The organism is Vibrio sp. Vb1127 (assembly GCF_033338735.1).
In the GTDB taxonomy this organism is placed as follows: Bacteria; Pseudomonadota; Gammaproteobacteria; order Enterobacterales; family Vibrionaceae; genus Vibrio; species Vibrio alginolyticus.
This window is the reverse complement of the sequence record NZ_JAWOTF010000001.1, coordinates 504,528-517,114: the sequence shown is the minus strand read 5'-3', so window position 1 is coordinate 517,114 and position 12,587 is coordinate 504,528. Positions and strand designations below refer to the sequence as shown.

Genomic DNA, 12,587 nt, shown 5'->3' with positions numbered 1-12,587 from the left:
AATGTTTCAAACTGATGATGTAAGAATAAATAGAGTAAAAGAGTTATTGCCACCTGTTGCAGTATTAGAGAAGTTCCCAGCGACTGAAACCGCTTCTTCGACCACTTTTGATTGCCGTAACGCCATTCACAATATTCTTGAAGGAAAAGACGATCGATTACTCGTGATCGTTGGCCCGTGTTCTATTCACGATCCGGCTGCCGCGGTTGAGTACGGTAAAAAGCTAAAAGTATTACGTGATGAACTGGGCGAGCAGCTTGAGGTTGTTATGCGAGTTTATTTTGAAAAGCCGCGTACGACCGTTGGTTGGAAAGGCCTTATCAATGACCCTTACTTAAATGACACCTATAAGCTAAATGATGGTCTACGTATCGGACGTAAACTTCTTCTTGATCTAACCGATATGGGCTTGCCAACGGCAAGTGAATTCTTAGATATGATCACACCTCAGTACGTGGCGGATTTGATCAGTTGGGGCGCTATCGGTGCTCGTACGACAGAATCTCAGGTTCACCGCGAGCTAGCTTCTGGTCTTTCTTGTCCTGTAGGTTTCAAAAACGGTACAGACGGGAATATTAAAATAGCGAGCGACGCGATTCGTTCTGCAAGCGCTTCCCATCACTTCCTTTCAGTAACAAAATACGGTCATTCCGCGATCGTAGAAACCGCTGGTAATCCAGACTGCCATATTATTCTACGTGGCGGTAAAGAACCAAACTACAGTGCAGCACATGTAGCTCAAATTAAAGATGAGCTGGACACCGCAGGTCTGCCGAAAAAAGTGATGATTGATTTTAGCCATGCTAACAGCTCGAAGCAGTTCAAGCGTCAAATGCTGGTGTCTGATGATGTATCCGAACAAATCTCTGCTGGCGAAGAAGCCATTTTTGGTGTGATGATCGAGTCTCATTTAGTTGAAGGTCGCCAAGACTTAGTGGATGGCAAAGCAGCCACTTATGGTCAGTCGATTACTGATGCATGTATTGGTTGGGAAGATACGGAAACGGTACTTCGTCAGCTTTCTGATGCAGTAAAAGCGCGCCGCAACAAGTAAGCTCAACAGAAAAACTTTTTAAAAGCGAAAAGTGAATAGTGAAGAGCCAGAGGTACTATGCCTCTGGCTCTTTTTGTTGAGAATTACTCTCATATCTTTCTATTGTTTCTGCTTTCCTATATGTTATCTGTATACGTTGTAACCAAAAGGAATTTGGAATTGAATCGTAATGTATGGCTTCTATCCCTCTGCCAAGCCTTATTAATGACAGGGAATATTTTACTCATATCTGTTATTGCCCTTATTGGCAAAACACTTGCGCCGTCATCAAGTTTTATCACATTACCAGTTGCACTGCAGTTTTTGGGACTGATGGCCGCGACAATTCCCGCGTCGCTAATTATGGGCAAGTTAGGGCGTCGCCTTGGTTTTAGCCTTGGTAATGTCATTGGCATTTTGGGTGCTAGTCTAGCGACGTATGCATTAAGTCAACAAAACTTCTATCTGTTCTGCATGTCTACGTTTTTGCTTGGTGTTGGTATAGGTTTCGGTACTCTATACAGGTTTGCTGCCATTGAAGTGTGTGAAGAGTCGGCAAGGCATAGGGCGATTTCGATATCTATGGCGGGTGGGGTGTTAGCGGCGATCCTTGGACCTAATTTGGCGGTGTACTCACAGCAGTGGTCAGGTGATGGCTTATACATTAGTGCATTTGCTGTGCTTGTCGTGCTTTATATAACCGCGTTGGTTGTGCTACAAACCATTCGTTTTCCACCTGCACACACGCAGGCGCTACACGCTAAGGCGGATAAGCTGAGACTGATTATTCGTCGACCTAATTTCATGCTGGCCGTTATCGCGGCAATGGTTGCGTACGCGGTGATGAACATTTTAATGACAGCAACTCCTTTAGCGATGATTGGTTGTGGCTTTGATTTTGATAAAGCGGCGGGAGTGATCGAATGGCACGTGTTGGGTATGTTTGCACCTGCGTTTGTCACGGGCCGTCTGATAGAGCGGTTTGGCGCTAAGAATATGATTTTGGCGGGTGGATTGCTATTTGTTGCTTGTATTGGAATTAATATACATGGAGTGTCTATCTGGCATTTTAGTCTTGCTTTAATCCTGTTAGGAATAGGGTGGAACTTTATGTTTATCGCAGCAACCGGGCTGTTTAGTCAAAGCTATGAAGCGAAAAACAGAAGCAAGGCTCAAGCGTTTAATGAATTCTTCGTGTTCAGTTGTGTCACCATCACCGCATTACTATCTGGTTGGCTTGAGTCTACCGTAGGTTGGCAGAATCTTAATTTGTATGTTCTTCCATTTGTGTTACTCGTTATCGCGATGTTTGCGTTAAAAACGAATAAAAAGCCAGAATCACAAACCGCTTAATTAAGGCTTAATATATAACCCGGCCGATCGTGTCGGGTTTGTTTATTAGCTCAAATCAACAATCTCTTCTTTATGTTTTTATCGATAATGTGAATTCCCACAATAAAAATGTCGATTTGATAAGACTTTTTATCTAACTTTTTGTAATAAAAATAAAAATCCTGTATATATCTTGCCGAAAATCAATAAAAACTAAAGAAGTTTCGTCTATGTCAGCCAATATTTCTCATAAAGCTCAAGAAACTCTCGTGAGGGAGTCTGAGGAACTCGTCTCAACAACGAACTTACAAGGTGTTATTACATATTGTAATGAAGCCTTTTGCCGCGTTGCTGAATACACTCACGAAGAACTTGTCGGTCAGAACCACAATATAGTTCGTCATAATGATATGCCTAAAGCCGCTTTCGGTGACATGTGGGCACGCCTTAAACAAGGTAAAGCCTGGCGTGGAATGGTTAAGAATGCCACTAAGTCTGGCGGTTACTATTGGGTTGATGCTTATGTCACCCCTATCTACGAAGACAACCATGTTGTTGGGTATCAATCAGTGCGCGTGAAACCAAAGCGAGAGTGGGTTGATATTGCGACAAAAGCCTACAAAAGCATGCGTGCTGCAGAGAAGTCTGGCCGAACTTGGTCGTTGAAAATCAATGAAACCATTCGCTATGCGATTCTACTTGGTGCACTAACCGCACCTGCAACCGCATATGCGTTGTCTGTTGAAGGGCCGTTGGCTTGGCTTGCAAGTGCGTTACCTGCAAGTGTTCTGGCTCTGTTATTCCGCCAAGAGTTAATTGATACACCTCAGCAACTTAAAAAGTTACAAAAGCAATATGACAGCGTAAGTCGCTTGATCTATTCCGGTAACACGGCATTTTCGATTGCTGATTTCCATATCAAAATGCTATCCGCAAGAATTCGAACCGTGTTAGGAAGAATGACTGACTCTGCATTGCCTTTGCAGCATTGCGCCGAAGAGCTCAGTCAAACAACGGCAGAAGTCTCGGCTGCATTAAATCAGCAAAATACCGATATTCATCGTGTGCGAGATGCTACCCAAGAGGTGGAGTTGTCGGCAAATTCGGTTTCTTCGAGTACCAATGATGCCCATATGTTGATTGATGATACATTGAAGTCATGCTTGATGGCGAAGGAGACCATTGATCAAACGCACACCAATCTAGCGCAATTAAGCCTTCAAGCTGAAAAAGCGACGGAAACGACGTATCAACTGAGTGATCAGGCGCAGAAGGTGAACCATTTGATGGAAGAGATTGGTGGGATCGCAGAGCAAACCAATTTACTGGCACTTAACGCGGCGATTGAAGCAGCAAGGGCAGGGGAGCAAGGTCGTGGTTTTGCTGTTGTAGCTGATGAGGTCCGCGCGCTTTCTGGGCGTACATCCAATGCAACTGAACAAATCCAAGCTTCTATCTCCACTATGTTGGCAACGATTCAAAGTTGGCAGAAAGATATTCTGGCAAACAAAGAGCAAACCGATGCCTGTTCTCAAGTAGCAGAACAAAGCGCGTTGCGTTTGTCTGAAGTTGAACAGATGATGCAAACCATGAGTGGGCTGATGGTTGATGTAGCAGAAGCGGCGAATAACCAGTTAAAGCTATCTAGTGATGTAAACCAGCACATTCATTCTATCGCTTCGACCGCAGAACAAAACTTGGCAGCAACACATTCAGTGGAACAAAACAGCCGGCAGTTAAAAGACCAAGTACAAGATTTCTATCAGCTCGCACTTCGATTTGAAGACAAATAGTCGTAACGAAAGTTGTAATGTTTATGTCCTGGCTGCGTTTACACGAATAGGAGCCAGATAAAAGAAAGCCCCGCCATTGCTGGTGGGGCTTTTCAGTTTTCACATTCGCAATAGAGAAAACTGACTATCTTTTTACTGCAATTACGCGAGTAGCTCTTTTGCTGTGTTCACTACGTTTTCAGTCGTGAAACCAAACATTTTGAATAGTTCGCCAGCTGGTGCAGATTCACCGAATGAAGTCATACCAATGATGCGACCGTCAAAGCCTACGTACTTGTACCAGAAGTCAGCAATACCTGCTTCAATTGCGATACGTGCTGTTACGTCTGATGGCAGTACAGCTTCACGGTAAGCGGCGTCTTGTTTGTCAAATGCATCTGTTGATGGCATTGAAACAACGCGTACTTTCTTACCTTCAGCAGTTAGCTGTGCTGCTGCTTCTACTGCTAGTTCAACTTCAGAACCTGTTGCGATAAGGATTAGCTCTGGCTTGCCTTCGCAATCTTTCAGAATGTAAGCACCTTTCGCGATGTCTGCTACTTGTTCTGCTGTGCGCTCTTGTTGCGCAAGGTTTTGACGAGAGAAGATAAGTGCTGTCGGTGCATCCTTACGTTCAATCGCCAACTTCCAAGCTACAGCGGACTCAACTTGGTCACATGGACGCCATGTGCTCATGTTTGGTGTTAGGCGTAGCGATGCCATTTGCTCAACTGGTTGGTGAGTTGGACCATCTTCGCCAAGACCGATAGAGTCATGCGTGTACACTTGGATGTTCTGAATTTTCATCAGCGCAGCCATACGCATTGCGTTACGTGCGTACTCCATGAACATTAGGAATGTTGCGCCGTAAGGAACGAAACCACCGTGTAGCGCGATACCGTTCATGATCGCTGTCATACCGAATTCACGTACGCCGTAGTGGATGTAGTTACCAGAGAAGTCGCTTGCTTCTAGAGACTTAGAACCAGACCACATGGTTAGGTTAGAAGGTGCTAGGTCAGCAGAGCCACCCATGAACTCTGGTAGTAGAGCACCAAATGCTTCTAGAGCATTTTGAGACGCTTTACGTGATGCAATGTTTGCTGGGTTAGCTTGAAGATCAGCAATGATTTGGCTTGCTTTCTCTTCCCACTGTGCAGGAAGCTCACCGTTTACGCGGCGTTTAAATTCAGCTGCCAGCTCAGGGTACGCTGCTTCATAAGCTGCAAATTTCTCGTTCCACGCTGCTTCCTTAGCTGCGCCTGTTTCTTTCGCTGACCATTCTGCGTAGACTTCTTGCGGAATTTCAAAAGGACCGTGCTCCCAACCTAGTTCTTTGCGTGTTGCTGCGATTTCTTCTGCACCTAGTGGCGCACCGTGACAATCGTGTGAACCAGATTTGTTTGGTGAACCAAAACCGATGATAGTCTTAGTACAGATAAGTGTAGGACGTGGATCCGCTTTCGCTGCTTCAATTGCTGCGTTGATTGCGTCAGCATCGTGACCATCGACTGCAGGGATTACGTGCCAACCGTAAGCTTCGAAACGCTTAGGTGTGTCGTCAGAGAACCAACCTTCAACGTGACCGTCGATAGAGATGCCGTTGTCATCCCAGAATGCGATCAGCTTGCCTAGACCAAGAGTACCTGCAAGAGAACATGCCTCGTGCGAAATACCTTCCATCAGACAGCCGTCGCCCATGAACACGTAAGTGAAGTGGTCAACGATGTCGTGGCCTTCTTTGTTGAATTGCGCTGCTAGCGCTTTTTCAGCTAGAGCCATACCAACCGCGTTAGTGATGCCTTGACCTAGCGGACCCGTTGTGGTCTCGATACCTGGCGCGTAACCATACTCTGGGTGACCAGGAGTTTTAGAGTGAAGCTGACGGAAGTTTTTCAGATCGTCGATAGACAACTCGTAACCTGCAAGGTGCAGTAGAGAGTAAATCAGCATTGAGCCGTGGCCGTTAGACAGTACGAAACGGTCGCGGTCTGCCCACTCAGGGTTTGATGGGTTGTGGTTTAGATGAGAGCGCCAAAGAACTTCAGCGATGTCAGCCATACCCATAGGTGCACCTGGGTGACCAGAGTTAGCTTGTTGAACACCATCCATGCTTAGCGCACGGATTGCATTTGCTAGATGTTTACGATCCATAGTGATTACTTCTCGATATTTGATTTAAATAGAGGGAACTCGCCGAAACAAGTTCAAATAGAATTTTTTGAAAATAGTGCTGATGGTAAAAGCGAGTAGACGGGCTACTCGCTTTTGGTAAGCAATTAAAGCTTAGCTTCGATCATCGCTTCTAGTTTGCCTTGGTCAACGGCGAAGTTGCGGATACCTTCAGCCAGCTTCTCAACAGCCATTGGGTCTTGGTTATGTTCCCATAGGAACTCTGCGTGAGTCATTGGTGCTGGACGCTCAGCTGCGCCTTTAGAATCAACTAGTTTCTCAACTACTTCACCTTCAGCTGCTTCTAGTTCTGCAAGTAGAGCAGGAGCGATAGTTAGACGGTCACAACCAGCTAGCTCTAAGATCTCACCGATATTACGGAAGCTTGCGCCCATAACTACAGTTTTGTAGCCGTATTCTTTGTAGTAGTTGTAGATCTTAGTTACAGATAGTACGCCTGGATCTTCTTGAGCTTCGAAGTCACGGCCTTCTTTCGCTTTGTACCAGTCCATGATACGACCAACGAATGGCGAGATTAGGAATACACCCGCTTCTGCACAAGCACGTGCTTGTGCGAACGAGAATAGAAGCGTTAGGTTACAGTTGATGCCTTCTTTTTCTAGGATCTCAGCTGCGCGAATGCCTTCCCAAGTTGAAGCCAGTTTGATAAGGATACGGTCGTTAGTGATGCCAGCATCGTTGTACATTTTCACTAGTTGACGAGCTTTCGCTACGCTGCCTTCCATATCGTAAGATAGACGAGCGTCTACTTCTGTAGAGATACGACCTGGGATAGTTTTTAGGATTTCTTTACCGATGTTTACTGCAAGCATGTCACAAGTATCTTGAACTTGTTGAGCTTTGTCGTTGCTCTGTGCTTTAGCGTATTCGATTGAAGCATCGATTAGAGGTGCGTACTCTGCGATTTGAGCGGCTTTAAGGATAAGAGAAGGGTTAGTTGTTGCGTCTTCTGGCTGATACTTTTTAATTGCATCAATCTCGCCAGTGTCTGCTACTACAGTCGTTAGTTTACGAAGTTGCTCTAACTTGTTGCTCATAATCGATCATCCTATTTAAATGGGCTTAAGCGTGATTTTTGTTATCACAGCTTGTGCATTTGCAAGCGAGTTAGCTAACCGTCTCATCGCATTTAATGAGACATCTGCTCAGCCAACTACGGAAAATTTCGTTACCGAACAAATGCTATGAACATTTGATCGATAGCTGAGTAAATGATGTGTCCATATTTATCCTATCTATGCTGAAAGTCAATCGCTGAAATGGACTTATAGTGAACTTCATCAACGTTTTTTTACTGTGTGTTTAGTGGTTAACCCAAATAAACGTTTGCCCTTATTGTTCAAAGCTTGAGCGTTATCCAAGAGGGTAAAAAATTGTAGTGAGAAAATGTTATTGCGATGAGCAAATGTAGCGTTTAAATTGATAAAGAACATATGCTAAGTCAATGAGCATATGTTCACTTATTGCATACAATATCGATCCTCTTAAAGGGCGAGAGAAACCATGAGCAGTTCTAATCAAGATATTTCCATTGAAAACACGGATTTGTTGACAGAGATTTCCGTCGCGTATTATCAAGACGGTGCGACTCAGGAAGAGATATCGAGAAAATTTGCCATATCACGCGCAAAGGTCGGGCGAATGCTAAAGCAGGCGCGTGATGAAGGCATTGTTGAAATTACCGTTAAATACCATCCGGTGTTTAGCGCCAAGATTGAACAACGTTTGATCGAGCGATTCGGCGTTAAGCGCGCGCTTGTTGCTCTTGATCAACCGAATGAAGAAGCGCAACGACTACAGGTATCGGGATTGGTGTCCAATTATCTCACTAGCACGCTCAAAAACGGCATGGTGGTGACGGTCGGACAAGGGCGCAACGTGTCGTCTGTCGCTCACCATATTGGTGTTATTACGCCGCGTGACTGTAAATTTGTGTGTGGCATTGGTGGTATTCACCCGCGTGGCGGTATGTATAACGCCGACCATATTTGTCGTCAGTTGGCGAAGAAATATGGGGGGACCTCTGAAACACTTTATGCGCCGGCTTACGCAGAAAACAGAGAACAGAAGTTGGCCTTTATGCAAAATGCAACCGTGAAACAAACGCTCGACCTAGCACGTAAAGCCGATGTCGCTTTGGTTGGTATTGGTGACATGAGCGAAAACAGTTACATGGTCGACTTAGGTTGGTTTACGCCTGATGAAGTGGTTCAGTCGAGACTTCAACAAGGTGTGGTAGGGGATTTTGCAGGTTATGACTTCTTTGATATTCACGGTAATGTAGCGAACACGGTAATGAGTGACCGAGTAATTGGACTTGGTATTGAAGAGTTTCGGTCGATCTCGGAAGTCATTGCGATCGCAGCAGAGAACAGCAAGCCGCTCGCTCTACTCGGAGCATTAAGAACTGGAGCGATAGACGTGATCGCCACGAGCGTTAGCAACGCATTAACCGTGCTCAACTTAGATGAGCAAATGCACGGCAACGCGACATCTGAACGCTAACGGAAATAGTCGGCTTTTGATGTAGTCAGGCTATGAGGGGTGACAAATCACTCATAGCCAGTTTCTATTTCGAAATGACAAGTTTGGTTTAGAAGCTGCGTTTAGTTTATTGGAACACATCATCTTTAGATAAACGTAAGATACTTTGTTAAACAGACACTTGTCTTAACGCTCGATAGGTAGAGAGTGGTCAGCACCCCATTCGGTCCAAGAACCGTCGTACACCGACAGATTGTCCAGACCAATTTGATACGCCGCGAGTAACAAAATGCATGCGGTTACACCGGAACCGCAACTAAAAATAATCGAATTGTCACTATCTATCGTTAGTGCGCTAAATATCTGTTGCAACTCTGAATTTGGTTTAATGTGACCGTTGGTCAAGAGTTCTTGAAACGGTAAGCAAACCGAATTTGGAATGTGACCACTACGTAGACCTTCTCGTGGCTCAGGCACTTCACCAAGGAATCGTGCTTTGGCTCTGGCATCGATGATGTTGGCACTTTTATTGGTTGAATGAGCAAGAACATCTTGTGCACTCAAAAAGGCATTTTGGTTGAGCTTACCCGCAAAGTTACCTCTTTCGCTTGGTTGCGATAGGGTACTTTCAACAGGGAATCCGGCTTCAATCCAAGCTGGAAGACCGCCATTTAAGACTCGAACATTATCATGTCCCATAGCTTTGAACATCCACCAAGCTCTTGGCGCGGCTAAAGTGCCAGAGTTGTCGTAAACCACAATCAAATCTTCGTTGTTCAAACCGAGTTCTTGCGCACTTTGGTTGAAGCCTTCTTCTGTTGGCATCATATGCGGCAGGGAAGAACCGGGTAAGCAAAAGTCATTGTCGTAATCAAAGCGTAAAGTATTTGGAATCCACTTATCTTGAATCTTTTTACCTTCAGAAGGGATTTGAAACGCAATACTAGCGTCGAGGAGCTTGACGTTAGGTTGGCCGAGAAGGCTATTGAGTTCATCAGTACTAATCAGTGCTTGCATTGTCTTTAGTTTGCTAGGTGGATAATCTTACTGTTTTACAACAAAAAAATCGCATGTTCAAAAGAACGATGCGATTTTTAAGTTAAAGATTGAAGATTTGTTCTGAAAGACAGCTTTCGATTTACCCAGTTACATGGTCCAAGTGTTGTCTCCAGAAGTAATCACTTTCTGTATTGGGTCACTACCGTCATAGAACCAAATTTCAACAAGTAGGCTACCTTGGCTATCAGAAACATTAAAGTCGACATTTGCTGTACCATTGTTGAGTGGAACCGATGCGACTTTGCTTGGGTATTTTGCATCGTAGTTACCTGAACTGTTCTCGACAAACTCTTTGTACACGCTTAGGTGTGCTCGTTGTGAAGAGAAACCACTGATGTCTACATTGAGCGTACCTTCCGTCACTGGGTTGTAGCTAAAGCCATCTGGTACTACTAGATCCTGCATGGTTGCATCTTCTACAGTTACGGTAGTCTCTTCTACGGTTGTTTCTTCCTGTTGGGTTGTGTCTTCCTCTGCAACGGTGGTTTGGGTTGGTGGAGGTGGTGTACTGTTACCACCTCCGCCGCCACCGCCGCCGCCACAAGCCGTTAGTGCTAATCCCATGATGATTGTGATAAGTGCTTTCATAATGTTATCTCCCTATGGAATGTAGCATTTGTTAGGTGTTGGAGCGGTGTGCCAATCTGTGCTTAGTTCGCCACCAGACTCAGCCCAAGTTTGGAAGTGAGGGTATGCATCGACCATGTCTACACGCTCTAGCGGCCAATCCCAATCTTCTACTATTAACAGTGCCCAAGGTAAGTTGTTTGCTGTTTTGAAGTACACACCTTGTGCAGGGTCACTTGCATCGACGCCGACACCGAAGAGGTTTTGGTCATCAAACTGTTCTGTTGGTGCTTGGTCTGCTAAGTGAACTTCCCATTTACGACCTGGTTGGAAGGTAATCCCGTCGCCATGGTAAGTCCCCGGCGTTGCGAAGATGAACGGGTCGTATGGCATGGCTTGAATGGCTGAACGGTCAGAGCCTTCGGTGAAGTACACATTCAAGGTAAAGGTGAGTGAAACGTTATCATCACAGCCAGACTCGGTACGGAAGTAGCTACAGCTGCTAGCCGCGTGTGTGCTTAAGTCTTCACTGATGATGAAAATTGCTTCATCAGAAATACTTTCCAAACCATTAGATGCTTGTTCTACACCATTGAAGGATAGCGTTGTTAATCCGTTTTCAATCGAGCTTCTCAATACACCCGGTAGTCGGATTGCGAAGCCATTTTTGTAACTTGCGCCGTAGGCCGCTAGGTCACCTGTAATCTGGATATTCTCAACATGACCAGCAAGACTGGTTTCAGTGATGCGGAATTTCACGACCACATCGTTCATGTCGTAGTCTGCGGTGTATGGCCAGTTATCTTCGTAAGCCACGGTGGCGTAATCTTCTGCACTCGGGAAATACTCCACTGAGTAACCATTACCAGTGATGGTAATTGGGTAATCTTCCACCTCACCAGACGTCGAACCACCATCGTAGTTTAATCCGGTTTGTTGGCTAAAGCGGAATCGGCTCCAGCTAGACCCTTCCGTTGCAGCGGTTGAAACTACAAACGGTAGGGGATTATTACCCGCAGACAGTAATTGGTCAGTAAAGACCTGTTCGCCTTCATCATCAAAGTCACCATCGCGGTTCCAGTCAAACCATGCTGATAGGTAGCCAGAAGTAGAAGCTGTCACATTCACAATTGAGCTTAAGCCTGGATCAAGTGCGGATACAAAACCAACACCATCTTCATCGGCTGTGCCCACAGAGTTGTCGTTTGCTTGACCGTCGGCATCACCATCTGGAGCGACGGAACCAAGCCAAGTTACACCGTCCACTTCGTGACGAGGACCGTTTGACGCAAGTGTTGTGTGGTAGCTGTCTGGAGCATCACCGAAATCAATTGGCTCGTCTTCGTTAATCACCGGAGCATTTGCACAACGTGCACCGTCATTTTGGCTTGAGCTTGGACCGTTGGATACAAACTCAACCGCAGGAACGATACCTGCTGCGATATTGGCTGCGTTACCTTCCGAAAGGTCAACGCGATAGATTTTGCCATCTTGGTTACGTGACATGTAGTAGTTGCCGTTTACATCGAAGTAGCCAGCACCAAATGTGCCTTTCTCACCTGTGTCACCTATCGCAGTTGCGCTACCGTTTGATGGGTTGAACTGATATAGCACACCAGAGTTGTTGTCGATGCCGTAAAGGGAGCCATCACCTGGATGGAATGCAAAGTCGGTTAGGTTCACTGTCGCTGTTGAGCTAATTTTCACGATGCTCAATGTCGCATTTGGATCAGAATCGAGCGGAGAAAGGTCAATGGAGAAAAGTCCTTTGCCTTTGCGGTACAAGTAGTAGACGTGGTTGTAAACGTCACCTACGTAAAACGTGTGGTCGGTAGGAAGGCCCGAAACATCAAGCGTCTCTGCTTGGAAGTCTTGACCAAGACGAACAATCTTTTTGTTTGTGGTGTCGTAGCCGTAGATATAACGGTCAGTGAAGTTAAAGCCTACACCGTTGATGCCCGAAGCCAAACCTGTGTCGTCCTCTAAAAGAGTCGTAGAGCCTGTAACCAAATTGACGCCATAGATTTGAACCGGGGTTGATTGGAATAGGTATGCTTGGCTTGGGCACGTATCAAATGGCGCCGCTTGTGCATAAGCGCTCACTATTAGAGACCCAAGTAGTAGTGATGTCCTTTTCATAATTCGCC

At 45.5% G+C, this 12,587-nt stretch carries 9 protein-coding genes; 4 read left to right on the top strand and 5 right to left on the bottom strand.

What is annotated here, in order from left to right:
- Window position 1: 1 nt before the first annotated feature.
- The 3 genes from aroG to R7H07_RS02165 all read left to right on the top strand — a co-directional run bounded on the left by aroG (window position 2) and on the right by R7H07_RS02165 (window position 4,158).
- Window positions 2-1,054 carry a 3-deoxy-7-phosphoheptulonate synthase AroG gene (gene aroG / locus R7H07_RS02175; RefSeq protein WP_017635200.1) on the top strand — a complete coding sequence of 351 codons (1,053 nt, stop codon included), beginning with the start codon at window positions 2-4 and terminating at the stop codon, window positions 1,052-1,054.
- A 159-nt stretch (window positions 1,055-1,213) separates the two neighbouring features.
- Window positions 1,214-2,386, top strand: coding sequence for an MFS transporter (locus R7H07_RS02170; protein WP_025767923.1), 1,173 nt, complete (start codon window positions 1,214-1,216; stop codon window positions 2,384-2,386).
- Window positions 2,387-2,595: 209 nt separating this feature from the next.
- Window positions 2,596-4,158, top strand: a complete 1,563-nt coding sequence (locus R7H07_RS02165; RefSeq protein ID WP_065275191.1) for a methyl-accepting chemotaxis protein — start codon at window positions 2,596-2,598, stop codon at window positions 4,156-4,158.
- A 141-nt stretch (window positions 4,159-4,299) separates the two neighbouring features.
- Here the strand turns inward: R7H07_RS02165 and tkt are convergent, their stop codons facing one another.
- Both tkt and tal read right to left on the bottom strand, forming a co-directional pair.
- Complete coding sequence (gene tkt, locus R7H07_RS02160; RefSeq protein ID WP_042522667.1) at window positions 4,300-6,291, bottom strand: transketolase; 1,992 nt, start codon at window positions 6,289-6,291, stop codon at window positions 4,300-4,302.
- A 125-nt stretch (window positions 6,292-6,416) separates the two neighbouring features.
- Window positions 6,417-7,367, bottom strand: coding sequence for a transaldolase (gene tal, locus R7H07_RS02155; RefSeq protein WP_005373488.1), 951 nt, complete (start codon window positions 7,365-7,367; stop codon window positions 6,417-6,419).
- A 466-nt stretch (window positions 7,368-7,833) separates the two neighbouring features.
- On the opposite strand from tal, the gene R7H07_RS02150 reads away from it, so the two are divergent.
- A complete protein-coding gene (locus R7H07_RS02150; protein WP_065275192.1) occupies window positions 7,834-8,835 on the top strand; it encodes a sugar-binding transcriptional regulator in 1,002 nt (333 codons plus the stop codon).
- Window positions 8,836-9,000: 165 nt separating this feature from the next.
- Here R7H07_RS02150 and R7H07_RS02145 read toward each other — a convergent pair whose 3' ends face one another.
- The 3 genes from R7H07_RS02145 to R7H07_RS02135 form a co-directional block, all read right to left on the bottom strand.
- A complete protein-coding gene (locus R7H07_RS02145) occupies window positions 9,001-9,831 on the bottom strand; it encodes a sulfurtransferase (RefSeq protein WP_065275193.1) in 831 nt (276 codons plus the stop codon).
- A gap of 129 nt (window positions 9,832-9,960) precedes the next feature.
- On the bottom strand, window positions 9,961-10,461 hold the full coding sequence (locus R7H07_RS02140) for a hypothetical protein (RefSeq protein WP_053307245.1): 501 nt from the start codon (window positions 10,459-10,461) through the stop codon (window positions 9,961-9,963).
- 12 nt (window positions 10,462-10,473) lie between these two features.
- Entirely contained in the window at window positions 10,474-12,579 is a 2,106-nt protein-coding gene (locus R7H07_RS02135; protein WP_206958766.1) for an LruC domain-containing protein, read from the bottom strand.
- Window positions 12,580-12,587: the final 8 nt, after the last annotated feature.